Origin of the sequence: Arthrobacter sp. MYb23 (genome assembly GCF_002979775.1) — a bacterium.
GTDB lineage: Bacteria > Actinomycetota > Actinomycetes > Actinomycetales > Micrococcaceae > Arthrobacter.
Genome location: NZ_PCPR01000036.1, coordinates 1 through 23,408 on the forward strand (window position 1 = coordinate 1; position 23,408 = coordinate 23,408).

The 23,408-nt window shown below is 61.1% G+C and carries 28 protein-coding genes and 1 pseudogene; 18 read left to right on the forward strand and 11 right to left on the reverse strand.

Translation table 11 applies throughout. The annotated features are described in order from the left end of the window. Positions 1-857, reverse strand: an 857-nt coding sequence (locus tag CQ020_RS22625) for an EamA family transporter (protein WP_105694102.1), incomplete at its 3' end; no start/stop codon positions are given. A gap of 87 nt (positions 858-944) precedes the next feature. Here CQ020_RS22625 and CQ020_RS22630 point away from each other — a divergent pair. Continuing rightward, positions 945-1,448, forward strand: coding sequence for a MarR family winged helix-turn-helix transcriptional regulator (locus tag CQ020_RS22630; RefSeq protein WP_105694103.1), 504 nt, complete (start codon positions 945-947; stop codon positions 1,446-1,448). Between the two features lie 23 nt (positions 1,449-1,471). Beyond that, the gene (locus CQ020_RS22635; protein WP_105694104.1) at positions 1,472-2,059 is read left to right on the forward strand and encodes a hypothetical protein; all 588 of its coding nucleotides are present in this window, start codon (positions 1,472-1,474) and stop codon (positions 2,057-2,059) included. A gap of 51 nt (positions 2,060-2,110) precedes the next feature. Here the strand turns inward: CQ020_RS22635 and CQ020_RS22640 are convergent, their stop codons facing one another. Then, the gene (locus tag CQ020_RS22640; RefSeq protein WP_105694105.1) at positions 2,111-2,308 is read right to left on the reverse strand and encodes a hypothetical protein; all 198 of its coding nucleotides are present in this window, start codon (positions 2,306-2,308) and stop codon (positions 2,111-2,113) included. Positions 2,309-2,343: 35 nt separating this feature from the next. Further along, positions 2,344-2,793 (reverse strand): hypothetical protein, encoded by a 450-nt coding sequence (locus tag CQ020_RS22645; RefSeq protein ID WP_105694106.1) that lies wholly within the window; start codon positions 2,791-2,793, stop codon positions 2,344-2,346. Between the two features lie 449 nt (positions 2,794-3,242). Here CQ020_RS22645 and CQ020_RS22650 point away from each other — a divergent pair, with 449 nt between their 5' ends. From CQ020_RS22650 to CQ020_RS22660, 3 genes are all read left to right on the forward strand, one after another. After that, positions 3,243-3,755, forward strand: coding sequence for a hypothetical protein (locus CQ020_RS22650; protein WP_105694107.1), 513 nt, complete (start codon positions 3,243-3,245; stop codon positions 3,753-3,755). Positions 3,756-3,808: 53 nt separating this feature from the next. Next, the gene (locus tag CQ020_RS24845) at positions 3,809-4,153 is read left to right on the forward strand and encodes a DUF6188 family protein (RefSeq protein ID WP_374955212.1); all 345 of its coding nucleotides are present in this window, start codon (positions 3,809-3,811) and stop codon (positions 4,151-4,153) included. A gap of 482 nt (positions 4,154-4,635) precedes the next feature. Beyond that, on the forward strand, positions 4,636-4,992 hold the full coding sequence (locus CQ020_RS22660; RefSeq protein WP_105694109.1) for a hypothetical protein: 357 nt from the start codon (positions 4,636-4,638) through the stop codon (positions 4,990-4,992). Between the two features lie 202 nt (positions 4,993-5,194). On the opposite strand, the pseudogene CQ020_RS24620 reads toward CQ020_RS22660, so the two are convergent. Further along, positions 5,195-5,373: pseudogene (locus CQ020_RS24620) on the reverse strand (IS481 family transposase); the annotation flags it as partial. Positions 5,374-6,734: 1,361 nt separating this feature from the next. On the opposite strand from CQ020_RS24620, the gene CQ020_RS24280 reads away from it, so the two are divergent. The 6 genes from CQ020_RS24280 (at position 6,735) to CQ020_RS22705 (ending at position 11,031) form a co-directional block, all read left to right on the forward strand. Further along, entirely contained in the window at positions 6,735-6,968 is a 234-nt protein-coding gene (locus CQ020_RS24280; protein ID WP_181152000.1) for a hypothetical protein, read from the forward strand. Between the two features lie 410 nt (positions 6,969-7,378). Then, positions 7,379-7,717, forward strand: coding sequence for a hypothetical protein (locus CQ020_RS22685; RefSeq protein ID WP_105568156.1), 339 nt, complete (start codon positions 7,379-7,381; stop codon positions 7,715-7,717). 2 nt (positions 7,718-7,719) lie between these two features. Next, positions 7,720-8,025: a pore-forming ESAT-6 family protein gene (locus CQ020_RS22690; RefSeq protein ID WP_105694111.1), complete on the forward strand. Its 306-nt coding sequence runs from the start codon at positions 7,720-7,722 to the stop codon at positions 8,023-8,025. Positions 8,026-8,055: 30 nt separating this feature from the next. Beyond that, positions 8,056-8,394, forward strand: coding sequence for a DUF6507 family protein (locus CQ020_RS22695; protein ID WP_105694112.1), 339 nt, complete (start codon positions 8,056-8,058; stop codon positions 8,392-8,394). Positions 8,395-8,396: 2 nt separating this feature from the next. Then, positions 8,397-10,583, forward strand: a complete 2,187-nt coding sequence (locus CQ020_RS22700) for a DNA/RNA non-specific endonuclease (RefSeq protein WP_105694113.1) — start codon at positions 8,397-8,399, stop codon at positions 10,581-10,583. Beyond that, complete coding sequence (locus tag CQ020_RS22705) at positions 10,576-11,031, forward strand: immunity protein YezG family protein (RefSeq protein ID WP_105694114.1); 456 nt, start codon at positions 10,576-10,578, stop codon at positions 11,029-11,031. Before CQ020_RS22700 ends, CQ020_RS22705 begins: the two co-directional genes overlap by 8 nt. 139 nt (positions 11,032-11,170) lie before the next feature. Here CQ020_RS22705 and CQ020_RS22710 read toward each other — a convergent pair whose 3' ends face one another. Beyond that, positions 11,171-11,476: a transcriptional regulator gene (locus tag CQ020_RS22710; RefSeq protein WP_105694115.1), complete on the reverse strand. Its 306-nt coding sequence runs from the start codon at positions 11,474-11,476 to the stop codon at positions 11,171-11,173. Beyond that, on the reverse strand, positions 11,473-11,916 hold the full coding sequence (locus tag CQ020_RS22715; RefSeq protein WP_105694116.1) for a hypothetical protein: 444 nt from the start codon (positions 11,914-11,916) through the stop codon (positions 11,473-11,475). The genes CQ020_RS22710 and CQ020_RS22715 overlap by 4 nt, the downstream gene beginning before the upstream one ends. A 180-nt stretch (positions 11,917-12,096) precedes the next feature. On the opposite strand from CQ020_RS22715, the gene CQ020_RS22720 reads away from it, so the two are divergent. Continuing rightward, a complete protein-coding gene (locus CQ020_RS22720) occupies positions 12,097-13,284 on the forward strand; it encodes a TerC family protein (protein WP_105694117.1) in 1,188 nt (395 codons plus the stop codon). A 20-nt stretch (positions 13,285-13,304) separates the two neighbouring features. Here the strand turns inward: CQ020_RS22720 and CQ020_RS22725 are convergent, their stop codons facing one another. From CQ020_RS22725 to CQ020_RS22735, 3 genes are read right to left on the reverse strand one after another with little or no spacing between them, the layout of a single operon-like run. Continuing rightward, positions 13,305-13,907, reverse strand: a complete 603-nt coding sequence (locus CQ020_RS22725; protein ID WP_105694118.1) for a TetR/AcrR family transcriptional regulator — start codon at positions 13,905-13,907, stop codon at positions 13,305-13,307. 4 nt (positions 13,908-13,911) lie between these two features. Continuing rightward, positions 13,912-14,787, reverse strand: coding sequence for an alpha/beta fold hydrolase (locus CQ020_RS22730; protein ID WP_105694119.1), 876 nt, complete (start codon positions 14,785-14,787; stop codon positions 13,912-13,914). 26 nt (positions 14,788-14,813) lie between these two features. Beyond that, positions 14,814-15,809 carry an NADP-dependent oxidoreductase gene (locus CQ020_RS22735; RefSeq protein WP_105694120.1) on the reverse strand — a complete coding sequence of 332 codons (996 nt, stop codon included), beginning with the start codon at positions 15,807-15,809 and terminating at the stop codon, positions 14,814-14,816. 142 nt (positions 15,810-15,951) lie between these two features. On the opposite strand from CQ020_RS22735, the gene CQ020_RS22740 reads away from it, so the two are divergent. Next, positions 15,952-17,196 carry a hypothetical protein gene (locus CQ020_RS22740; RefSeq protein ID WP_181152028.1) on the forward strand — a complete coding sequence of 415 codons (1,245 nt, stop codon included), beginning with the start codon at positions 15,952-15,954 and terminating at the stop codon, positions 17,194-17,196. Between the two features lie 43 nt (positions 17,197-17,239). Here the strand turns inward: CQ020_RS22740 and CQ020_RS22745 are convergent, their stop codons facing one another. Both CQ020_RS22745 and CQ020_RS22750 read right to left on the reverse strand, forming a co-directional pair. Continuing rightward, the gene (locus CQ020_RS22745) at positions 17,240-17,869 is read right to left on the reverse strand and encodes a hypothetical protein (protein ID WP_105694135.1); all 630 of its coding nucleotides are present in this window, start codon (positions 17,867-17,869) and stop codon (positions 17,240-17,242) included. 32 nt (positions 17,870-17,901) lie between these two features. Further along, on the reverse strand, positions 17,902-19,266 hold the full coding sequence (locus tag CQ020_RS22750; protein WP_105694122.1) for an MFS transporter: 1,365 nt from the start codon (positions 19,264-19,266) through the stop codon (positions 17,902-17,904). 193 nt (positions 19,267-19,459) lie between these two features. Here CQ020_RS22750 and phnD point away from each other — a divergent pair, with 193 nt between their 5' ends. Genes phnD through CQ020_RS22775 form a run of 5 tightly spaced genes read left to right on the forward strand, consistent with a single transcriptional unit; the run spans position 19,460 to position 23,407 of the window. Next, positions 19,460-20,362, forward strand: coding sequence for a phosphate/phosphite/phosphonate ABC transporter substrate-binding protein (gene phnD / locus CQ020_RS22755; RefSeq protein ID WP_181152001.1), 903 nt, complete (start codon positions 19,460-19,462; stop codon positions 20,360-20,362). Further along, positions 20,359-21,168 carry a phosphonate ABC transporter ATP-binding protein gene (phnC, locus tag CQ020_RS22760; protein WP_105694124.1) on the forward strand — a complete coding sequence of 270 codons (810 nt, stop codon included), beginning with the start codon at positions 20,359-20,361 and terminating at the stop codon, positions 21,166-21,168. The genes phnD and phnC overlap by 4 nt, the downstream gene beginning before the upstream one ends. Beyond that, positions 21,137-22,003: a phosphonate ABC transporter, permease protein PhnE gene (gene phnE, locus CQ020_RS22765; protein ID WP_105694125.1), complete on the forward strand. Its 867-nt coding sequence runs from the start codon at positions 21,137-21,139 to the stop codon at positions 22,001-22,003. The genes phnC and phnE overlap by 32 nt, the downstream gene beginning before the upstream one ends. Positions 22,004-22,011: 8 nt before the next feature. Then, complete coding sequence (locus CQ020_RS22770) at positions 22,012-22,779, forward strand: tyrosine-protein phosphatase (protein ID WP_181152002.1); 768 nt, start codon at positions 22,012-22,014, stop codon at positions 22,777-22,779. Continuing rightward, entirely contained in the window at positions 22,772-23,407 is a 636-nt protein-coding gene (locus tag CQ020_RS22775) for a TetR/AcrR family transcriptional regulator (RefSeq protein ID WP_181152003.1), read from the forward strand. The genes CQ020_RS22770 and CQ020_RS22775 overlap by 8 nt, the downstream gene beginning before the upstream one ends. The last annotated feature ends 1 nt before the right edge of the window (position 23,408 follow it).

Below are 23,408 nucleotides of genomic sequence, written 5' to 3' on the forward strand. Positions count from 1 at the left end.
AGGACCGCCCCCACCAACTGCCACCCGGACAACGACTCCCCCAGGAACACGAACCCCAGCACCGTAGCCACGAGCGGGCTCAGGAATCCCAGGAACGACACCACCATTGTTGGCATCCGCTGGATCCCCCTGAACCACACGGCATAGGCGATCAACGCACCGATCACGCTTAGGTAAGCGAAGCCCGCCATGTTAGGCAAAGTAACCGCTCCCGGCAGCCCCTCAACCACCAACGTCACGGGCAGCAGCATCACTCCACCCATCGCTAACTGCAGGCCGGTAAACCCAAGCAGCCCCACGCCGTCGGGCCTTCCCCAGCGTTTGGTGAGCACAATCCCCGCTGCCATGCTCAGCGCACCGGCCATCCCGGCGAGCACACCCACAAAAGTCAGCGACGCGTCGGACCGCAGGACGAGCAAGCCGACACCCGCTGCTCCCACGGCACAGGCAACCACGTGCATGAGGCGGATCCTCTCCCCCAGCAACAGCACGCCAAGGAAAAGCACGAACAGGGGCTGGATGGACATGACCAGCGCAGCGAGCCCACCCGGCAGTTGGTATGCGGTGAAGAACAAGAGGAAGAAGAACAGACCGATATTCAGCGCGCCCAGCGCCGCGGCTTTGAACCACCAGCTCCCCCGCGGCCACGTTCGCGTGACAAGCATCAGCACGATGCCCGCCGGCAAAGCCCGCACGGTCGCGGCCAGGAGCGGCCGGTCGGCGGGGAGAAACTCGGTGGTCACCAGGTAGGTGGATCCCCACACCATGGGCGCGAGTGCAGTGATGAAGAGGTCTCGAGGAGACGCCTTCGCCATACCGGAACCGATGGGCTTGCCAGCGGTCGTCAAAGCAGACATTGTTCACTTCCATACATTTCGATGTCAAACTATTAGATGTAAGACAATGTAGGTGCTGTACTGTTTGAGGTCAAGCACTGGAGGACGATGGACCGCGACGCAGTAGACATGATTCTTGATCAGTGGAACAACGAGCGCCCCGATCTGGACGTCAGCTCCATGGGCGTTCTGGGCCGGCTGAACAGGGCTAGCCGCCTGGCGTCACTGGACGTCCAGAAGTTCATGAACCGGTTTGGACTGGAGCCCTGGGAGTTCGACGTCCTGGCAACGCTCCGCCGCTCAGCACCCGAGGCTCCGCTCACTCCGGGACGACTGGCCAGTCTGACCATGATCGGTTCCGCAGCCATGACTAATCGCGTGGACCGACTCGTCAACCGCGGGCTGGTTCATCGTGAGACCAACCCGGACAACCGCCGGCAACTGCTGATCAGCCTCACCCCTGAGGGACTGGCCTTGGTGGATGAGGTGGTGGAGCACCATGTAGAGAACCAGCACAAGATGCTCGAAGGACTGTCCAAGACGGAGCGCACTCAACTCGCCAACCTCTTGCGCAAGTTCCTGCTGACAAACGACGACGGCGAACCCTCCTAGGCGGGCACGTGCAAGGATGAGGCGTGGACACTTCCCCTGAGCAGCTGGCGATCGCAATCGGTAAGGCTATGGGCGGCGGGGACGGAACGTCCTACGACGGCATCTCATACTGCCAGAGTGGAAACTACGTGGTGCGCTTCGCCATCTCGGTGCACCCAAGGGCCTTCACGTGGTCTGCCAAAGAGCTGCCGGACGGAAGCACCCGAACCTTCGACCGCGCAACGCTCACCATGCAGACGGATGGTGCCGATGATTTCAGCCTTTCAATTGACCGCATCCCGTTTTCCTTTCCTGAAGCCGTCAAGCTCTGCTTCCCCCTCTCCCTTCCCATCTGGGGCCGGCACATGGACCGCTATCACCCGGTCGCTTCCGAAGTACATGGCCCGGACACAACCCTCCTGCTGAGAGACCGCACGGACCCTACCGTTTTTGGGTCCTTCACGTTCGAAACCGCAAGTGGGATCGCGAAAACACTCATTACGCCGACATCCATCCTGCGACTGGAGCGCGAGCCACGCCCGGAGAACGGAAAGTACGATTTTGGGTTCGTTGCCGGCTCAGGTGACCCGGATCTTCAGAACCGCCTTCACCCGGATAAAAACACCCCGTAATAAGGAGATGGCCCGCAGACGTCAGTCCACAGGCCATCGTCAGCTTCCCCATCACTCAAGTTCGTCAGGCTCCGCCCTGGACTCTTGTCGTTTGCTGCGCCGCAACACATAAACGCCATAGCAGCCGAACCCCAGCATGAGAACAGCAGCGCCCGCACGCCACCACGCGAACGGCTGCCACGTGGCGAACACAATCGCCAGAGCGAAGAACGCAGCCACCTGTAAGGGATGCGGAACCTTGCTTCTCATATCTGCCACCCTTCGTCACTGCACGGTTGCACGAGTCACCAACCCGCGCAACCTACCAAGGCGATTCCCATGGAGGACAGGGCACCTGCCAGGGCCCACCCAACAGGCGCTCCCCCTGGCACGAAGATGGTGACCATGCTCAGGCCTACTCCAAGTGCGCAACTCCACAACAAGCTCCCCGGGCTCCCGCCGATGTTCAAGTGGGCAGTTTGCTGACCGCCAATGTAGACATCAAGGTAGCCGGGACACGTCATGGGGTCATTGGCGGTCCAATTAAACGACATCCCCAGATTGGTGCAGAACGAGTAGTATTGACCCGCTGGTTCAGGCGGCGCCGGACTGTTCGCCTCCGCCGGGATCTCAACGACGGCAGCTTGCGTTGGCCCCGCAGGTTCAGCTGCGTTGGCGGGGGCAAGGCCCGTAAAGGCCAAACCCGCGGCGACTACCAGGCCGATTGCTATCTTGCTGATCTGCTTCAGGATCATGGTTGCTCCTAGTGAAGAACGATCTTGCTTTGACTCGCACAGCCTGCGCCCACAAATCGGGGACTAGGTGCCGAAAACCGTCAAACTAGGTGCTGTCTGAACGAAAGTAGGTGCCAAAAACCCCAAAAATGAGTGGCTGGCCCCGTCGACTAGGTGTCGCATCCCCACCCGAATAGGTGCCGCATTCCCATCCAAAGCGCCTTCTGTACGGCCGGCACCAAACGCACCCTACGCCGTCGTACTTCGGCTCGACCAGACGAGCAGAGCATTTGTGGGTGCTCCGGTCTTTGTACCACCACCTGTCGGATTCATGGCTTGGCCATAGCCCGCGGCCGATGAGCCCCAGCAGCACCTTCGCCTATCCGGAAGCTGTGGCTCACTCGAAAAGCCCATGCGTCATGGCACCATGAGCTGACCCAGGAACTCCAAAGTCGTCGAAAGGCAATGGTGTGGAAAATGTCAGTTCGGCGGCAATCGACCTGATTTCGGCAAGAGCTTTGTGGGTTATCAGGCAGGACGCTGCAACGGCCGCGATCTCGGCTGCGACGGAAGCTCTGGTCGAAGGGCACGACGGCCAGGGACTCCGAGAGCTTGCCGGAGCTTCGCCACACATCAACGTCTTCGAGCTTCGAGTTCTCATCGACGATGCCCTCAATGAGCTTGGCTTGGCAGCAGTTGAGATGACCGGCGACGAAGCGAAGCTCTTAGCGGCCCACTTCTACGCCCGCCGGGCCATCGAAGGCAACTTGCGGATACGGGAACTCACGTCGTGGGCACACAGGGTTGTCGGCCATGAAGGTCACCCCATTGCCCAGGAGTTGGTTGACCTCGACGACGCCTACGACGCGTACGACGATGGGTGGGGTGAAGAACCTAACGCCATGCAGGTGATCGTTCGTTTCGTCGATGCAGCCTGCCCGGAGCTCAAGAGGTGGACACGAACAGGAACGGCGAACCAGTGAACGAGCGCGGGCTCTGGATCTGGCCCTCTACATCCGGGCGGGACGACGTTGCTATGTGCACGGTCGACTACGCCTTCAGCATCCACACACACGGCGGCATCATTCTCAGGGTCGAGACTGCCTTCATTTACAAGACCCCTTCGGGCCAAAATCATCGTCTTGACCCCGCCGGGGATCCTTCCCTGTTGGGGCCAGCCCTGTCGATCGCCCGGTCCTCAGTCACGGCCGGATTCGCTGACGACAGTGGAACTCTTCATGTGGACTTCGCGGACGGTAGCGCTATTGATGTGTCGGCAGACAAACTCTACGAAGCCTGGACGATCAACGGTCCGGAGGGGTTGCTAGTGGTTTCTTGCCCAGGCGGCAGCCTCACAACTTGGGGTTTGGGCGACCACTGAAAGACTGCTCAAGCGGCATCCAGCGATTGGCAAGCCGGCTCGATCCGCCGCCGATGTTTTCGAGTGATATCCGGAATGTGCTTCAAGCAGCCCCACCAAGGAAACTGGGTCAAGAACGGCGTTAACTTAGGCAGATATTTTCATGTCTCGTAGCTTGCCACTTGGATCTGCATCGGTGTCCTCACGCGCCGCAAGTAGGCTACGAGGCCCACCGGCCGTTGGCGCTGGCATCAATGGAGAGCCTATGCCAGATTTGCCCCATGGAACATGAGATGACCGTTTCGATGAAGACCATCGATGAGTCCTTGGCGTAACTGCAACTTGGTGCATCAAGACTGCTGAGGCCTGGACTTCCCGCCCAAACCGTAACCGAAGAACTCACAGCACGTGGCCTTCGGCCCGGTACAGATCTCATTGCCCTGTACGGATGGCACGATGGGACAAATTCAGGCCCGAACGTACTTTTGAACGACATGTATTTAATGCCCGTCTACTACCTTCTTGGTCTTGGTGAAGCGTTGGAAACTTACGACCGATTCGTCAACGAGTACCACGAGAACTCGTCGTGGCTTCCACTTCTCGAAGACAACCCTGGGGGCTATGTGTTCGTAGACTGCTCGGCGATCGACCATCAGCCGGTATACGACTTTGACTTCGAAAACGTTGAAAACAAGCTCAAACACAGCTCCATCCGGGACATGCTTGCAACTCTTGCCGTCGCATTCACGCAGGGCATCTTCTATAAGGATGGAGATGGCTGGTTCGACATGAACAGCGACGCTTTTTGGAAAATAGCCGCGAAAATGAATCCCACTGCCCCGTATTGGACCGAAGATTAGCTCGAGTGGACTCCAAGGTTGGCTCCTGGATGAAGATCCCGTACCTGGTCGTACTGCTCGCGGAGGCTGGATAGCCGACTGACGGGTGGGTTGTTCCCGAGCGCGGTGTGGGGCCCGTGGTGATTTAGTAGCGGGTCCATCCACCTGCAGCTGCGGTGTCGTTTCGCGGTGAAGCCGAGGTCGGCGCAGGCGGCGTTGCAGGCATCTCACCCGGAGCCGCGAGTTCAAAGCGGCGGATTGGTTCGCCGGTTATCCTGTCAATGTAGCGCAGCCTGTTGATCCGGCAGCGGACCAGGTCTGCATGCGCGGTCGAGGCCGCGATGCCCAGCCGCCCGTCGCTCTCCACCGGGTCAACCGCTTGCGCCACCGCAGGGCAACGATGCTTTGTTCTCATTCGCATTCCGGAAGCCTGCAGCTGCAACGCGCAGAACGGCCGTCACCCGCGCTGATGAACTCCCATTCCGGATCATCTAACGGCTCATGGCAGGATCTGTGTATCCGATATTCGAGGAAGGTAGCTATGTTGGCCTTATCACCAGGGGTTGATCCTGAGAATTTCTCCGGTCTCGTCCTCGATGTCCACACGCCCAGCGCACACGGAATATACGACCTCGGGAGATTCCACAGCTCCATGGTTGGGACCATAGAGGATTTCTTCGCAATGCGAGGCATCCCCGTGTCCGCAGGCTATAGACCCGGCATTGGTGCTACCGCCGGCGGACCGACTGGATGGATCGCCCAAGTGGCGAAGGCCGTCCCTGGTGTTGGAAAGTTGCTACTCGCGGCCGCAACTACGACCCGCATGATCAGGAAGCGGGTAACAGAATACAAAAAGAAAAAAATGCGGCCGTTTGAGCCTTCTTTGGGTATTCACTTGGACATCTGGCCGGCACAAGGGGTGCGGCAGCGAACCAAAGTATCTACACTGACTGAAACTCTCGCTTTACTTCCAGAGCTAAGGTCGTTCATTGCAACGAAGCATCCAGGCGTTGCAACCACGTTTCTCATAACCGGGAACGGTGAGCGAGTCGCCGTACCCCCGATCCTGATCGATTCGGATGCCTGCAGTGACGCGTCTGTGATTCAGCTTGCGAGTAGGATACGCCAACGACTTGAAGGTGCCGAACCGCCCACTCACTATTCCCTATCGCGTCGATGGGGCTTGTGGGACCGCGTGACGGAATACCGTGACCAGAGTGCCGCGTTTCACTTGGTCTTCCTTTTCCCAGGGAAGCTTCGCGATCTAGGCAGTTCGGCCGAATGTTGAAGTTCGGGGGTACGATATAAAACCGGTCTTGGACTACGAGCGCGTGTAACCCCTCTACGACCCATTCGTGAAATTCCCGTTCGCTCGTAGAAGTGCCGAAGATGCCGATGCGGCGACCTAGCGAACCCTTCGCTGCGCATCATCCTCGACAATCTCCTCAACGGCCCCTCCATGCGGGCGAACTCACTAGGGCTGCTGGACCTTATCCGCTCCACTGCGTCGGAACATCTGAGCGTCCTCAAGGAAGTCGATGCGTGACTGAAGCACTTCGAACACTACTGGAACCAGCGGTTCGACGCCCTTGGCTGAACTATTGCATGAGGAACACACCCATGCCTCGAGCGCACGTTCCCGCACCTCCCAAGAGTTGGTACGGGCAGCCTCACCACCCCTCAACTCCTAGCCCACTGGGCGACATCGCACTGTTGGTGGGCCACCGTTTCACCACCAACATGGGCGGCTGGGGCCAGCAGCAATGCGAAGTCCTCAGCGTGACCCCGGTCAATCAGCTTTACCTTCGCCCACGGCGCCCGGGACACCACCATTAGGGTGGACGCTCGAAATCATAGACAGCGGCACCATCCTCACCTTCGAACACGCCGGCTTCAACCTGGACACCTCCATGGCGCAGCTAGCCCTCAACGGCATGGGTAACGGCTGGCCCGGCCTCCTCGCCCTTACCGGCCAAGTCCTGGTCAGCGTCAGCTAAGCGGTCGGCACCAAAGTCACCCTCCGCCGTCGTACTTCCAGTTAGTGCACGACGGCGGCCGGCCGGCCGTCGTACGAACTCTCGGCTTCGTCGAGGTTTGCCAAATTTGGCCATGCGTCCGCATCGGAGCACCTAGTCGGTGGTGGGGAGCACTTATTTTGGGGGTTTTCAGCACCTAGACAGGCCCGAAACGGCACCTAGACGGGCCTCTCCAGTCCTAGGTGTCCCCTCTGGTGGGGCAGGGTGAAGCCCGTGGGGCTTTGTCGGTATCCTTTTCGGTTTGTGACTGAGCCGTCATAAGGCACTTGCTTCTTGTTAGTGCATCGACTGGACATAACACACCGTGTTCACCATGCTGTTAAAGTGCTTCGGCACACCGACCACCGAACTACCTACTTTTTGGGGAACCAATGGCCATCTTTGACATGGGCGCCGAAACACTCGGGAACCTGAGCAAACAAACCGACGCGTCCCACCAGGACCTCGGCGCACTGGTCCGCCGGTTCGTGGACGCCGTCACCCCGCTCGAAGGAAAATTCAGCGGCGCCGGCAAAGCCGCGTTCGACTCCTTCAAAAACCGGTCCGACCTCGTCGCCTCCGAACTGAACACCGCCCTGGCCGGCATCGTCCAAGGCCAGTCCGGGATGAACACCGCCTTCACCCAAGGCGACCTGTCCGCATCGGATAACGCACGCCGCTCCGAAGGCGCCGCGAACTTCGACGCCGCACGATTCCAAGGACGGGCATAATCATGACCACCAACCGCATCGCCTACGACACCAACGTCTCAGCCCAGGTCCAGTCCGACATCCAAGCCCTCGCCGCGCACCTGGAAACCCTCATCGCCGCCCGCCAGTCCGATGTGAACCAGGCCATGGCAGACTTCCGCGCCGACGGCGTCGACGCCGAATACCAGGCAGTCGAAACCCGCTGGACCTCAGCGGCGGACGAAGTCAAAGCCATCATCGCCCTGGTCCGCACCACCCTGGGCACCAACGACGACACCGCCACCACCGCCGCTACCTCTGCCCGCAACGCCGTGCAGAGCATCGGCTAACCCGCCGGTCTATAGAGGCAGGTGACTGGTATGGCTGTGTGGAGTATTGATGTAGGCACCGCGCGGGCGGTGATCTCCTCGACCGCGAGCTCTGTTTCGGCCTTGGAGGAACCGTTGGCCAGGTTACAGGGCGCGGTGGAAGGAATCGCCGCGGCCGTGCCGTCGGCCCAGATTCAAGAAGCGTTGGGGGCATTGATCGAGAACGGGGTGGTTCCGGCCACCACAGACGTGCTCGAACGCAGCACCGCCGTCCTGGCAGGGACCTCCGAAGCCGTGAGCCATTACGCCAACGGCGACCTGGCCATGGCATCAACAGCGGCCTCCAGTGCCTCAACCGTGCACCTGTCCGTCTCGGCATTAGGGCGGTAAGCATGGACTTCAGCCAGGTGTGTGTCGCAGGTCCGGGCGCGTCCGGGATCAGCGTGGACGGGCTCCCGCCGCTGCCGGACCCGGACGCCTTGGACAGCCAGGGCCAAGCCCTCGCAGCGTCCGGGAACGCCGTTCATTCCGGGGTCAACGACGCCGCAAAATCCTGGGCAGGCCTTTCCAGCGCCTACGAGGCCCCCGAAGCCGGGCAGGTCCTGACCGCTTTCAACCCCGTGTTCTCCCGCTCCCAGGAACTGGCCAACCTGACCAGCAACGCCGCAACCGTGCTGGCCGCGTACGCGGACCGGGCCAGGGAACTGAAACAACGCATCAACACCCTCCGCTCGGAAGTCCACGCCCTGGACGAGCTCATCGGCGGCAACGATGACTGGCGCTCGAACCTGAAGATCGTGGACCGTCACCGCAACACCATGGACAAAGCCAGCGCCCTGGCCCAAGCCATCCTCGACTCCGACGCCACCTGCGCCACCGCACTAAGCGCCCTGACCGGCGGGCAAAGCTACCATCCCCCGACCATCCCCCGGGCGAACCTCAACAGCTCCACCGACATGACCGCCAACGGCTTCACCCACGTCCAGCACTACATGGGCAACGACGAAAAACTCCCCGACCTTCCCTGGGGGCCACCGAACATCTCGGTCCGGCTCGGCGGGGCCGGCTCGGCCGGCCAAGGGTTCACCAGCGCCCTGATCGGCGCCTTTCAAGGCCTGCACACCCTGCTGTTCACCACCGACACAGCCAAACAAGTCCAAGCCTGGCAAGGGATGTTCGCCCTCGGCGCCGCGGCGCTCACCACCAGAAACGTGTTTGCCCGCGGCGGCAAAGACATGACCTCCGACGAAGCGCAAGCCGTCCTGACCACCGTCAACGTGGCCAAGGAAACCATCCACTACGACGAATGGGGCACCGACCCCGCCTACGCCATCGGCGCGACCACCTTCGACGTCGGCTCGATGTTCATCGGCGGCACCGGTATCGGGATTAAGGGAGTATCCCTCGGCGGCAAACTAGGTGCCGAAACCGCGGCCCTCACCAAAGCCGCCACTTTGTCCAAAGCCACGACCAGTATCACCGGCGCAACCCGCACCATGCTCGGCGAAACCGCAACAGCCATCACAGCCAAACTCACCCAAGCACGCACCGCCATCTGGAACAACGGCATCGGCACCGCCCTAGACAAACTCGACAACGGGCTGGCCAAACTCAACCAAACCCTCAACGGACCACAACCCGCCCTGGCGAATGCGCCGCGTGTTGTTCCAGATCTTCGGCCTTCCAACACGTGGCTCGCGCATGTTGACGGCCGGCCGACTCAGAGCAGTCCAAGCGGCGATCATCTTTTGCGGGCTGAAACGGGCCCGGCTCTCCACAATCCGTCACCTGCTGAATCAACGCTTTCTGAAGTTCATCCGGAACGGCTGCAAACAGGGGCTAGTGACAGCCCGACAATCGCACTTCCTCACGGAGGTTTGCCTCCAAGCCCTCAGGACTACCCTCGTCCAAGCACGGACCGCACCATCCAGATTTCCGCAAGTGACGGCCCATCCCCTAGAACAGCCTTCGCGGGGCGAAGTGACCTTGAACCGAATAGTGCCTATTTCGTAGAAGGTCGAGGAGACTTCTATACCGACAATCAAGGCAAGGTCACATACGTTGAAACCCAATATGGTCGGCGCGGAAATCTGAATGCAGACCTAATCCAGATGCAACCCGACACGACTTATGTCGTTCACCCCGATATTATCAATCCCGTCGACGGCGCAAGTCATGCTCACGTCTTCCAGACTGACGCAGAAGGCCGGTCGATACTCGCTCACACAGATCAACTAGCCCTCGGCGTTGCTGATCGCTCGGAATCGATTCAATCGCGCGTTGGCGACTATGGTGGAGATGGTTACGACGGCGGTCACATCTTCGCTAACGGGTTTGGCGGTGGTGGCGAGGACGGAAACATCGTTGCCATGATCAAGCGCCTCAACAGAGGAGCCGGTGAGAGTTACTTCAATCTGGAGAACGGTTGGAGATCAACATTAAGGGCTGAACCTGCAGCCAAGATTGCAGTAGACTTCCGTTCCCACTTTCTGAATAGTGACAAGTTGGCCCAGGTATTTGAAGTGCAGTACCAAGTAAACGACGGGCCGAAGAACAAGAGAGAATTCCAAAATGAATGATCAAGGCGGACTTATTGCTGAACGCGAGTCGTTCAATAATCTGGGCAAGCTTCTTCATGGATTGCTAGGGCCGGGTGATGACCGAGTAGAATTTACCGCTAACGTTACTGCATCAACAAACGAACAACACATCTACATTTATAACCCAGACGGAAGGTTCTCTTCGCCGAAGGGCGCGTTCAACGACGCAGATGGCTCGTTCGAACTCTCCCAAGCCATGAAGGAGCTCCGCAGAGCTGCATACAAACCCGGCTCGGGCACGTGGTTCAGCATGAACATGGTTGTTACGTCAAAGGGTAGCGCCACTGCGGAATACAATTACGATGATGAACCTCAGTGGGATTTCCCCGTCGCCTCAGCCGCCTATGTCCACGACCAGGAGAAATTCCCTCGCGATGAGAATCATATGCCAACTTGGTTAAAGCAAAAGTTACAAGAGGGTCATTAAGACATATATTCAGTGGATTGCTCCCATCTGAACCTTGATCCTTTTGTCGTAATCGGCGGTCGGCCTGCAAGAGCGAATACTTGGGCGCGACAACGACTTAGATACACGAGGGCAGCTCGAACTGAGCTGGCCGAAGAACCTAGCCGCCCGCGATCTCCCGCAACGTTTGCAGGTGCGCCGCCCACACGTTCCGTCCGGTACCCGTCAGGCTGGCCGACGTCCGAGGCATTTTGCCGGCGAAGCTCTTTTTGATCTTTACGAACTCGGCCTTCTCCAGAATTGAGAGCTGCTTGCTCAGCACCGAGTCGCTGACCTGAATCGCGTCCCTCAGGTCCTTGAAGTCCAACGACTCAGCCTTCGCGAGCGCAGCCATGATGGAGAACCGGACCGGTGAGTGGACGAGCTCGTTGAGCTTGTGACGCGGGTGTTCCGCCGGGGTGCTCATGCGCGCAGCTCACGGAAGGCAGCAGCAAGGCCGATGGCGGCAAGTGCGATAGCGGCGGGGATGTAGAACCAGAGGTTGCCGTCCCGGAAGAAGTAGGCGCCAACCACGAGCGCCACGACGTACAGCGCGAAGTACCCCAGAAGAGACGTCAGGAACCGTTTGGTGAAGCCGACCTTGGTGGACCGTTGGAACATTGGCCAAATGCACGCTGTGATCGCGGCCCAGACCCCTACGGAACAGGCCAACAGCGCCGCGCCGTAGCCAGCGACCAGAACGATGTGCAACCCGATCATCAGCAGTGAACCAATAATCGCGAGACTGGTGAACGTCACAGCCACTGGCCAGGCAGCTGCATTGATGGAGGAGGCGCCCAGCGAATCCGCTTTTGCCAAGAGTTCCCGTGCTTCAGCCGGTGACATGTTGCCTGTGTTCTCGTTCATGGTTTCCCCAATGTTGTGCGGATCTATAACCTCACCATAAGAAAGTACTTTCCAAGTTGTCAAGTACTTTCCCATGACAGCCTAGTTAGCGCCCGCACCATCAGTCCCGGTAAATTTGGTTCCAAGAGTTTGACCCTCGGTGAGCAACACCACTCGCGCGCCTCACGAAAGCAGGATCATATGACCGTCTCTCCCCTCATCTGGGGCATCACCATCGTCGTCATTCTGGCGCTCTTGGCCTTTGACTACTTCTTCCACATCCGGAAAGCCCACGTCCCATCGCTGAAGGAAGCGGCCATCTGGTCCTCCATCTATGTGGGACTCGCGATAGTTTTTGGGATCCTGGTCCTGATCTTCGGCGGCAGCCAGATGGGGTCCGAATACTTCGCTGGCTACATCACGGAGAAGGCCCTCTCGGTAGACAACCTGTTCGTGTTCCTGATCATCATGGCGAGCTTCAGGGTTCCCCGCGAGGATCAGCAGAAGGTCCTGCTCTTCGGCATCGTGTTCTCCCTGATCGCCCGCACCGGCTTCATCTTCCTGGGCGCCGCACTCATCAACTCGTTCGCGTGGGTGTTCTACATCTTCGGCCTCATCCTGCTCCTGACGGCCGGCAACCTGCTCAAGCCCGGTGACCATGGGGACGGTCAGGCCAACAACTTCATCATCCGCCTCGCCAAGAAGCTCTTCCACACCACGGACAAGTACGACGGCGACAAGCTCTTCACCGTGGTCAATGGCAAGAAGGCCCTGACTCCCATGCTGCTGGTAATGGTGGCCATCGGCGGCACGGACATTCTCTTCGCCCTGGACTCCATCCCTGCAATTTTCGGCCTGACCCAGAATGTCTTCATCGTCTTCACAGCCACCGCATTCTCACTCATGGGCCTGCGCCAGCTGTACTTCCTGATCGATGGACTGCTGGACCGCCTCATCTACCTCTCCTACGGCTTGGCCGCAATCCTCGCGTTCATCGGCGTCAAGCTGATCCTGCACGCCCTACACGAGAACAACCTGCCGTTCATCAACGACGGTGAGCACGTGAACGTCATCGAAATCACCACGGGCCTTTCGCTGAGCGTCATCATCGGCGTCCTGATCATCACCGTGGTGCTCTCACTGATTAGCCCAGCGGGCAAGGCCCAGACGGCCATCAACAACGCCCGCCGTCACGCCGTCGATTATCTGGACCTCGATTACACCGCCGACACCAACGAGCGCGAGCGCATCTACCGCGCGCTGACCGCCGAGGAAGCGCAGATCGTGCAGATGCCTCTGAAGTACAGGAACAAAGCCAAGGACGTCGAGACCATCCGCGAGCAGGTGAAGGAAGCGCACCGCCAGCACGAGGCGTTCCTCAACCGCTAGAACCCGCCAATGTCCTAGAGTCAGGCGCCCAGGAGCACGCTGATCTGATCCCGGATCTCGTCGCCAACCTGGGCGTCTGTCATGTCAATAGTCGCCGAGGACGCCATGCTGACGAACATGATGGCCGAGACGATCCGAGCCAGTTTCTCCGGATCACGGGCAAGCAATTTCTTGTCGCGGCCCAAGACTTCAGCAATGGCCGCCTCGGTGCGCGTGGTGAGAGACAGAGCCTCTGCGTGGTGAGGTTCGGCGGGATCACCAAAGACGATTTCCCTGAGGTAGGAGCGGCCGTTTTCGATCTGAACGCGGTTGCACTCAATGATGGGTCGGATGATGGCCATCACCGCGTCAAGCACCGCGACTTCAGCGGCGGCCGCTGCGACTCCCGCGTCCAGCGCTTGGGCGTACTTGGCGTTGTGCACCAGCAGAAGTAGCTCCGCTTTGGTCTTCGCGTACAGGAACAAGGTTCCCGATCCGACGTCGGCCTTTTCCGCCACCTGCTGGGTGGTGACCTCATCCACTCCGTACTGGGTGAAAAGTTCGCGTGCGGCCGCGGTGATGCGGTCAAGCTTTTCCTGCTTATTCCGCTCACGTCGGCCAAGTGTCTGGGGCGCAGGCTGCATTTAGCTACCGTATCAGCGGGCCGACAAATGAGCGGCCCAGGAATTCGAGGGCTACAGGGACGAACCTGTCGTGGAACTGGAAGATGCCGCCGTGCCCGGAGTCCGGGTAAATGACCAGCTCGCTGCCGGGAATCCTCCGGTGCATGTCGCTCGAAAGCACCGAGGGCACCATGCGGTCGTTATCGCCGTTGGCGATGAGCGTGGGTTGGGTGATGACTCCCAGATCGGCCGACGGCGATAGTCCCCACCGCCTGATTGCCTGCAGTTGCGTCTGGAATGCCTTGAGCTTGATGGGGGCCTCGCGATTGGTGGTCCGTTCCTTGAGCCGATTGATGAACGCCCTCGCAGCGGTCTTTCCGGCGGCATTCCGGTTGAAGAACAGGAACTCCTTGGGGTCCTGCCGGGTGAGGGCGCCCCGAACTACGTCGTAGTAAGTGGTTCCGATGATCTTCTGGATGCCCTCCCCACCGGCAGGGCCCGTTCCAGCCAGGACAAGTTTGCGTACCAGGCTGGGGTGTTTGAGCACCAGCGACTGGGCGATCATGCCACCGAGCGAGAAGCCGAAGAGATCCACTGTCGGATAGCCAAGGGCCTGGATAAAGGCGGCGGCATCATCAGCCATGGCTTCGATGCTGTCCGGCACGGACCCCGTGGATGCGCCAACGCCGCGGTTGCTGAAGGTGATCACGTGGTGCTTCGCAGCGATGGGCTCGATGATGCGCGGATCCCAGTTGTCCATGGTCCCGGCAAGGTGAATCAGGAAAACCACCGGGACTCCGCCCTTGGGCCCCATTTCACGGTATGCGTAGCTGACGCCGTTAACCGTCACGGTTTTAGCAGGCACCTGCATATAGGGCTGGTTTTGCTGTTCTCTGCTCATGATGTTCGTCCTGTCGGTGTGAGTGGTTAGAGATGGCTGACGACGGTCTTGCCGCGGACCCCGCCCTTTTCCAGGGCGGCCAGGACATCGGCCGTCTGATCGAACGGGACCACCCTGCCCACTACTGGCTTGATGTCTCCGGCGTCGATGAGTGCCGCAATCTCCCTCAATTGGCCACCATCAGCGCGCATGAAGAGGAACTCGTACGTGACTCCCAAGCGGCGGGCTTGGCGGCGTATCCCCGAGCTCAGCAGGGTCATCAAACCCAGCAGTACTGGATTTCCGCCCAACTGGCGAGCGAAGCCGGCATCCGGCGGCCCGGCGATGCCGATGGCCTTGCCACCCTTCTTCAAGACTTTCAGCGAGCGCTCAAGGTTCTCGCCACCAAGGCTGTCCAGGACGAGGTCATAGTCATGGAGAATTTCCGTGAAGTCCTCAGTCCGGTAGTCGATCACCACGTCCGCGCCTAGGTCCCGGACAAAGTCCTTGTTCCCGGCGCTGACAGTAGTGGCCACCGTCGCCCCGAGATACTTGGCCAACTGAATGGCAATGGACCCCACTCCCCCGGCGCCCGCATGGATGAGCACCTTCTGGCCCGGCCGCACGGAGCCCCGCTCCACGAGTGCCTGCCAAGCGGTCAACGCCACCAGCGGAAGTGACCCGGCCTCTTCCATGCTGACGGTGGCCGGTTTGATGGCCAGGTCTTCCTCCGCCACGGTGACCCGTTCCGCAAACGTGCCAATGCTGTCATTTCCTGGGCGTGCAAACACCTCGTCGCCGGGCGTGAACGACCGCACCTTCGATCCGACCTTGAGGACGACGCCTGCTACATCGTGACCCAGAACCTGAGGCAGCTTGTAAGGGAGGATCTGCTTGAACTCCCCCTGCCTGATCTTCTCGTCCAGTTGGTTCAAGCCTGCCGCTTTCACATCCACCAGCACGTCATGGTCTCCGAGCACAGGCTCGGGGACGTCCTGCTGCTGAAGGGGCTCCTTGTACTGATTGAGGACGAAGGCTTTCATGGGTTCTCCCGTATTTTGATTCCTGACTTAACTCAATTATGAGCCCACTCATAAAATTAGGCAAGAGCTGTTCCAAGGTGATTGATCTCAACGCACTAGGGCCATCCCCGCTCGTCGCAAGCGGGCACTACATAATGGTCGAGTGGGACAGCGGAGAAATGACGAAACAGAACAACGGCGGACGAGAACCCGGTTGCCCCTGATCCTTGACGCCCTCTTGGGATCCGAGGAGGATCCATCCGTCCGGCGGTTAGTCGAAGCATTCGGCGGCGAGCCGGCATCGGTGAAGGAACGCCTGGTGGGCCAACCCGCTTACCAATCGCGGCGACTGCAGTTTGCATCCGGCGCCGAGGTCATACTGCACGACGACGCCGTGGTGGCGATAGTGCTGCACGCAGCGCCTACGGAGTTCGCAGCGCACGGATTCGACCTTCCAGAGTGGATCCCGGGCCTCAACAGCGGCGCGACCCTTGAGGACCTCAAGAAAGCAATCGATGCTCACCGTTACCGCACGGGAATGGCCTTCGACATGGACGGCGCCTACGCAGTGCCCAATTTCAAGAACAACCGCGGCTGGAACGATCCTGGCAACCTCCTCAGCATCACCCTCACCGTCGAGGCGCCGGGACGCAGCTGCCGCCCGGAGGACGACGACTGTCCAGTCTGCAGCGATCTACTCGTCCGCAACAGCGACTCCGACGGCGACCAGAACGGCGCCGCTGAAGGTGCCACGGGCGGCGCAGCTGGCATGGACGTGGAACGCACCATCACAGCGCTATCCTCTGCGGTGTTTGCCGGCCTGCTCAAAGAAAGCCTGCACTGGGTCCCCCTAGCCGATCTCCAGCCGCTGCATGCATCCGGACTCATGGAAAGGGCAGAGAGCCAACTCACCTGCACCCAGTGCCGGAGGATCATTTGCCTCACCCTGTTCCGCGACTCCACGCCCACGTTTGTTTATGCGGTCTTGGATGAGGCCCGGAGGCGACCACTCGAAAAGATCCCGCCTGTTGAGCAATGGGGCGATGCGCCGCGGCTGGCGAAGAATCGTGAGGCCATGCACTACGTCGACCACCACCCCGGAGCCTGGTTCCTGGTGGAACAGCAAGGAGATCTCTTCCTCCAATCCCGGTATTGGCGAAATTCGATGGTTGATTCTGACGTTCTACTCCGACTGGACTCCGCCGAGCGTGACGCCTACCGCTCGGGAGGCAAGGACTTCCTCTCGGAACTCAGCAAGCGAATCGACAAGAGCCGCCCTCACACCGAAGAATCGCCGTACTTTCAGAGGGACCTCTCCCGCGGGACGGACGGCGCAGCGCTCGCGAAGAGTTTCGCTGCCGCAATCGTCAATCACACGTGGATTGCAGAGCAGCGACGCCGGACGTGATGCCCGCACGTGACGCCCCGACGCGACGGCGCCGGTCCCGAGCTCAGAGGTTCTCAGCTGCTCCACCCAGCGGATGAGCGCGCAAAGCGATCACGTCAGCCCACGACCACAAAACGTCGACGCCCGGCACCGGCTTTTTGGCGCGGGCTTCAGACACCCAGCTGGCCGGCACCACATGCAGCGCGAGGGACATGGTTCCAGCCTCCTCGTCGCGGACCCAGACGAGTGCGAGCCCTACGGCCTCGGAGTACGTCCAACAATCAACGTGAGTGGCCCCGGCCGAACGGAGCGCCGCCGCATAAGATCCGATGCTGTCGGAGCTACTCGTATCCAGATCCAGAACGCGCCAAGGTCCCGCCCAGTACATCCCCGCGGACTGCATCCTGGACGCAAACGCAGCGATTTCACTCGAACTGACACCTGGGTTGGAGCCGCTGCGGGGATCACCCCGCCAAGCGAGCGGCAGGATCTTGACGGATCCAGGCACAAGGACGGATCCACGCACCAGAATGGGGTTGTTCGGAGATATCCATCCGTCACGCTCAGCCTCGAGCACGCCCGCGGGCAACCCGTCCGGGCCCAGCATCAGGGTGCGTCCTTCGAACGGCAGCATCGCTCCCGCGGATAGGGATTCCGGGCCGAAAGAGCCTTCGCCATCCCTGTGCAGGTCCATGTCAAAGTCCACTGCTCGAGCCAATGCTCCCCCTAAACCGCGGGCTTCCGCCACATCACAGCCAGCACCAGCACCACAGCGCTGAGGCCAAGCATCACCAGAACCATGATCCCCCAGTTGGCCTGGTTCACGCCCGGACCGTAGAGCACGCCAATCAGTACAGTGGCGGTGATGGCCCCGAGGTAGCGGCACGTCTGGAAAATCCCGGCCGCAACTCCCCGCTCCTCGGGGCGGGCCGAAACGTACAGGCCCTGGTTCGATGCCGTGCTCACCACCCCATAAGGAACACCCATCAAAGCCGTAAGCACAAATACCAGCGGCGCCCACAAACTCATGGTCAGGAACCCCAGAGTGCCGGCCGCAACGGTCAGAATCAACACCCCGGTGATGAGTACGGAACGCACGCCGAACCGCTCAATGAACCTCACGGTCACCGGCGTCACCACAACCGACAACGCCGCAAGGGGAAGCATGAGCAGGCCCACCACCCCGGCGTCGTAATTCCCTGCCTCTTGCAGCAACTGCGGAAGGCCGAAGAACGCAAAGTAGTACACGCCGCTGAACACCACAAACAGCAGGTACACCAACAGCAACGGCCGGTTCCGGCCCAGCAGGCGGAGGTCCAGGAACGGCGGCTGGAAGCGCAGCTCGCGCCAAGCGAACAGCGCGCCGATCACGGTGGCGGCGCCCAGCAGGTACCAGCGGTAGCCGGGCAGCACATTGAGCAGCGCCATCATGGCCAGCATCAGCGACGTGACGAAAGCGAGGATGCCGGGGATGTCGGAGTCGCGGATCAGCTGGCCGAGTTTGCCGGTCTCGCGCCCGGCATCTGCGGGCGCGGTCTGGCGGACAACCAACAGAGCCAGCAAGGCAATGGGCACGTTGATGGCGAACAACGCCTGCCAGCCGACCAAGCTCACCAGGAGCCCGCCCACTACAGGTCCAATGGCAGCGGCGGACGTATTGGCCATCTGGATCCGGCCCAACGGCCGCGTGGAGGGCAGGTTAGCCAGCCGGCTCAACTCGGTGACCATCACTACGGCGGACGGGTACGCCGTCGCGGTCCCTACAGCCATGAGCGCGCGGGCCACACAGACCAGCGCGAAGTTGGGCAGGAACGGCGCGATGGCGCAGGTTACCGCCACCAAGGCCATGCCGAACATGAACAGGCGTCGCGGACCGAAGCGGTCAGCGAGCCGGCCCATCAGCGGTTGGCCCGCCGCTGACGCGAGGTAGAACGAGGTAATCACCCAAGTGACGGTTGCGACGTCGAGCTCGAAATGTTCCCGCAAGACCACCAATGCCACAGCGATCATGGAGGAGTTCAACGGATTCAGCGCCGTCCCGAGGCTCAGCGCGGCAATCGCGAGCCCGGGGCGTGGTTTGTTGGCGGTCACCCGTCTAAGTCTGCTCCATGGTTGCCTCGGGTCACGAAACGGGGCCACAGGGCGGACGCAGGGGGCCGACCGGAGGCGAGCGCAAACAGTTAACCTTCCCGCCATTTGAAGTACGGCAGTCTCGTAATTCTGATTCAGATACTGCTGGTTTCGTAATTCCTGTCACCCCCAACACATGACGGAAGGCACCACCATGCACGCTCGTGCAGGCATCATCTCAACCTCGATCGTCGGCCTCTTGGCCATCGGCGCACTGGCCGGCTGTTCCGGCGACGCCAACGCGGCCGGTTCCGAAAGCAAAAGCAGCACCGAACTCGTTTTCGCCACCCCACCAGGCACGGATGACCCCGACGAGCAAGCCATCAGGGGCGAGCTTGCCACCATGGTGGGCGAGGCCACGGGCCGCACGGTGACCAACCTCCAGCCGGCCGATTACCTCGGCGTCGTCGAAGCCGTACGCAACGGCTCAGTGGACGTTGCAGTCCTCAGCCAATTCTCAGCGGCACTCGCGTACAAGACCGAAAGCGTGGATCCCCTCCTCGTCTGGCCGGCCAGCACCGAACCCGCCAGCTTCTGCCTTGCCAAGAAGGACAGCGGCATCCAATCCGCCGCCGACGTGAAGGGCAAGCAGGTGGCGTTCATCGATCCCGGCTCCACCACCGGCTACTTCATGCCCAAGTCGCTGCTCGCGAAAGCCGGGCTCACTGACGGCACCGACTACAAGAGCACGTTCGCCGGCTCGCATGACTCCGCTGTCCTGGCGTTGGCAAACGGCAACGTGGACGTCGCTTGCACGGCCCGCCAGCTCTACCCCACCTTCGTCCAGAAGGGCGTCATCAAGGAGGACGAAGTCACCATCATCGCCAAATCCGATCCCATCCCTGTCGGCATCTCCATTGTGGTGCGCAAGGACCTGGACGCCGAGGCCCGCGAAGCCCTCAAGGCCAAGCTCCCCGCCCTCATGACCGGAAACCAGAAGATCGCCAAGACGTTCGGCATCACCGGCGAACCCACGGCCGATCCTGAGTTCAGCACCTACGCGCCCCTGGTGGACGTGGCCGAGTCCATCGGCGTAGACCTCCAGGACCTCCGATGAGCCTCTTGTCACCAATGGAAAGCACGACGGCGGTACTCACCCCTGCCGGTACGCCCACCGTCCGCGCACGCAAGCTTCGAGTCCAATATGGCGAGCAGGTTGCACTGGCGGGAATCGATCTGGACGTCTATCCAGGGGAAGTCGTCGCCCTGTTGGGCCACTCGGGCTCGGGCAAGTCAACCCTAATGAAGACCCTCACCGGCATTGCTCCCTTCACAGCAGACACGCTGGATGTTGCCGGGCGCCCTGTAGCCAAGCAGAACGCCAACGGCCTGCGCGAGCTGCGATCCGACGTCGGATATGTCTTTCAGCACTTCAACCTGGTGCCGAGGCTGACCGCGCTCACCAACGTGCTGACCGGCGGCCTCCACTCAGCCGGACCCATCAACGTCCTGGGTACGTTCAGCAGGGCCCAGCGCGCCATGGCCCTTGAACTGCTGGACCGGGTGGGCCTGGCTCATAAGGCCAAGCAGCCATGCCGGAGCCTGAGTGGTGGTGAGCAACAGCGCGTTGCCATTGCCCGCGCGCTGATGCAGCAGCCACGCCTCATCCTGGCCGATGAACCCGTCGCTTCGCTGGACCCGCGGCTCGCCGGCAATATCCTTGGCCTGCTCCGCGATATCGCCCGCGAGGAACAGATCCCGGTCATAGTCAGCCTGCACGTTGTGGGCCTCGCCCGCCGCTATGCCGACCGTGTCCTGGGGCTTCACTCGGGCGAGCTCGTTTTCGCCGGCCCTGCCACCACCATCACCGAAAAGGAGGTGCACCAGATTTATGGAACAGACACTGAGCTCCTCGAAAACTGAGACTGCCCCCGTTGAAGAGTCCAAGAGCATCAACACCACCCTCCCCGAGGCCGACCGCCTCCGGCTCTCCCGTCCCTTCGGCCTCCCCACACCCCGCGGCGCTACGCTCTGGGTCATTGTCGCCGTCGTGCTGGTGTGGGCCGGAATGGGAGCGGGATTCAATCCGGAAAAACTGCTCAGCGGCATCCCCAATATGGGCAACTTCCTGGGCCGCTTGTTCCCGCCAACGTTCGATAAATTCGGCATCATCATCAAGCTTCTGGTCGAGACCTTGCAGATGGCGTTGGTGGGCACCGTCCTCGGTGCTCTCGCGTCACTGCTGCTGAGCTTCGGCGCGGCCAGCAACATCGCCCCTCGCTGGATCTACACCTCATGCCGGGCGGTGCTGAATGTACTACGCTCCATCCCCGAGCTCATCTTCGCGCTGATGTTCGTCTCCGCGGTTGGCCTGGGTCCCTTCGCCGGGATCCTCGCGATCGTGCTCGGCTCGGTTGGCTCGATCGGCAAGGTCTACGCCGAAGCCATGGAATCCGTGCAGCCTGGACCTGTGGAAGCGCTCACTGCCGTGGGCGCCAACAAGCGGCAAATCATCAGCTACGCGGTACTCCCCCAAGCCGCTCCGCTGCTGGTCAGCTACACCCTGCTCCTCTTCGAAGGCAACGTCCGAGGCGCAACCATCCTGGGGCTGGTGGGCGCCGGCGGCATCGGCTTGGAGCTTACTACCGCAATGCGCATGTACGATTACGGACACCTTTGCGCCATCATCATCAGCATCGTAGTGCTGGTCACCATCATCGACCGGGTCAGCGCATTTATCCGCGCCAAGCTCAGCTAGGACATTTTGTGGAAACTCTGGACCTCTCCCCCGTCAACCTGCGCGACCTCGGCGGCCTGCCCGTTTCCGGTGGCACCGTCCGCCCCGGCGTACTGCTCCGCAGCGATGACGTCTCCGTGATGCCCGCCGCTTTCGCCCAACAGATGATCGACGACGGCGTCACGTCCGTCATCGATCTCCGCTCACCGGAAGAGGCACTCATGACCGGTCGCGGCCCACTGACCGTGCCCGGCGTGAACTATCACCACCTTGCTTTGACGGCTTCCGTCTCGTCACCAGAGGACATCAGCCACGAGATGATGTCCTCTGCCACTACTCCTGCACACGTTGGCGCTTGGTACGCGAACCTGCTCGAAACCCAGGCCCGGCAACTTGCCCTGGGCGTGACGCTGGTGGCCATGAGCGACGGCGCAACCGTCTTCCATTGCGCAGCCGGCAAGGACCGTACGGGAGTGTTCGCCGCCGTCGTGCTTTCTGCCCTGGGCGCCACCCCGGCAACCATTTCTGCCGACTACGCAGTGACAGCCACCCGCCTGCCGCAGTTGTTCCCGCGCCTCCGCGCAATCATGGGCGGCCTCATGCCGGATCGCGTACTCGACGAGGAAGCCATCAAGGGTATGGGGGCCATGATGGGGGCGCATGCGGAGTCAATGGAGACCATGCAGGCTCTCCTGATCGAGCGGCATGGAAGTGTGTTGGAACCCGTCCGGCGTGCCGGACTTTCCGATGCCACGATCGCACAACTCCGAGAACGCCTGGTGGCTGAGGATGCCTGACGCGGTAGCCGCCGTTGCTGCTGACATTGCTGCTGAGCGGCGGCCAGGCCGGCCTCGCGATAGCGCACTGGAGTCCACCGTCTTGTCCGCCACGGTGGAGTTGTTGCTGGAAAGGGACACCCGGGACGTAACAGTCTCTGCGATTACGCAACGTTCAGGCGTAAGCCGGGCTGCCCTGTACCGGCGGTGGAGCAGCCGCGAGGAACTGCTCGCCGCGGCCCTGGACAGTGTTCGATCCAGTATTGGATTCCAGCGCCGGGACACCGCCCTTGAGACGATCCTCGCCTCTTACGAGCAGGCAGCGATCGACGTTGACGGCAAGGTGGGCGCACTGGTGAAGAAACGCATTGCCATGGGTCTGGAGAACGACGAACTCCGCGCGTTGTCCTGGGACCGGCACGTTTCCCGACGCCGTGAACCCATCGCCGAGGAGATCAGGCGGGGCATCAGGTCCGGCGAGCTCTCGCTGGACCTGGATGTTGAGGCCATGATCGACCTCATCAACGGACTGTATTACTACCAGTTCGTGGTCCGGGCGCCATCTTCAGACCCCGCCACCGCAGAAGCGACACGGTACCGCGTACGCAATGCCGTGACACTGGTGTGGGAGGGCGCGCTGCGGCGGTAGC

Coding starts and splice junctions, on each gene's coding strand:
- phnD (WP_181152001.1), top strand. CDS start 19,460: ATGCACGCTCGTGCAGGCATCATCTCAACCTCGATCGTCGGCCTCTTG.
- CQ020_RS22715 (WP_105694116.1), bottom strand. CDS start 11,916: ATGAACGAGAACACAGGCAACATGTCACCGGCTGAAGCACGGGAACTC.
- CQ020_RS22720 (WP_105694117.1), top strand. CDS start 12,097: ATGACCGTCTCTCCCCTCATCTGGGGCATCACCATCGTCGTCATTCTG.
- CQ020_RS22645 (WP_105694106.1), bottom strand. CDS start 2,793: ATGATCCTGAAGCAGATCAGCAAGATAGCAATCGGCCTGGTAGTCGCC.
- CQ020_RS24280 (WP_181152000.1), top strand. CDS start 6,735: ATGCGAAGTCCTCAGCGTGACCCCGGTCAATCAGCTTTACCTTCGCCC.
- phnE (WP_105694125.1), top strand. CDS start 21,137: ATGGAACAGACACTGAGCTCCTCGAAAACTGAGACTGCCCCCGTTGAA.
- CQ020_RS22690 (WP_105694111.1), top strand. CDS start 7,720: ATGACCACCAACCGCATCGCCTACGACACCAACGTCTCAGCCCAGGTC.
- CQ020_RS22705 (WP_105694114.1), top strand. CDS start 10,576: ATGAATGATCAAGGCGGACTTATTGCTGAACGCGAGTCGTTCAATAAT.
- phnC (WP_105694124.1), top strand. CDS start 20,359: ATGAGCCTCTTGTCACCAATGGAAAGCACGACGGCGGTACTCACCCCT.
- CQ020_RS22725 (WP_105694118.1), bottom strand. CDS start 13,907: ATGCAGCCTGCGCCCCAGACACTTGGCCGACGTGAGCGGAATAAGCAG.
- CQ020_RS22630 (WP_105694103.1), top strand. CDS start 945: ATGGACCGCGACGCAGTAGACATGATTCTTGATCAGTGGAACAACGAG.
- CQ020_RS22685 (WP_105568156.1), top strand. CDS start 7,379: ATGGCCATCTTTGACATGGGCGCCGAAACACTCGGGAACCTGAGCAAA.
- CQ020_RS22745 (WP_105694135.1), bottom strand. CDS start 17,869: ATGGACCTGCACAGGGATGGCGAAGGCTCTTTCGGCCCGGAATCCCTA.
- CQ020_RS24845 (WP_374955212.1), top strand. CDS start 3,809: ATGTGCACGGTCGACTACGCCTTCAGCATCCACACACACGGCGGCATC.
- CQ020_RS22710 (WP_105694115.1), bottom strand. CDS start 11,476: ATGAGCACCCCGGCGGAACACCCGCGTCACAAGCTCAACGAGCTCGTC.
- CQ020_RS22660 (WP_105694109.1), top strand. CDS start 4,636: ATGCCCGTCTACTACCTTCTTGGTCTTGGTGAAGCGTTGGAAACTTAC.
- CQ020_RS22695 (WP_105694112.1), top strand. CDS start 8,056: ATGGCTGTGTGGAGTATTGATGTAGGCACCGCGCGGGCGGTGATCTCC.
- CQ020_RS22735 (WP_105694120.1), bottom strand. CDS start 15,809: ATGAAAGCCTTCGTCCTCAATCAGTACAAGGAGCCCCTTCAGCAGCAG.
- CQ020_RS22775 (WP_181152003.1), top strand. CDS start 22,772: ATGCCTGACGCGGTAGCCGCCGTTGCTGCTGACATTGCTGCTGAGCGG.
- CQ020_RS22640 (WP_105694105.1), bottom strand. CDS start 2,308: ATGAGAAGCAAGGTTCCGCATCCCTTACAGGTGGCTGCGTTCTTCGCT.
- CQ020_RS22730 (WP_105694119.1), bottom strand. CDS start 14,787: ATGAGCAGAGAACAGCAAAACCAGCCCTATATGCAGGTGCCTGCTAAA.
- CQ020_RS22700 (WP_105694113.1), top strand. CDS start 8,397: ATGGACTTCAGCCAGGTGTGTGTCGCAGGTCCGGGCGCGTCCGGGATC.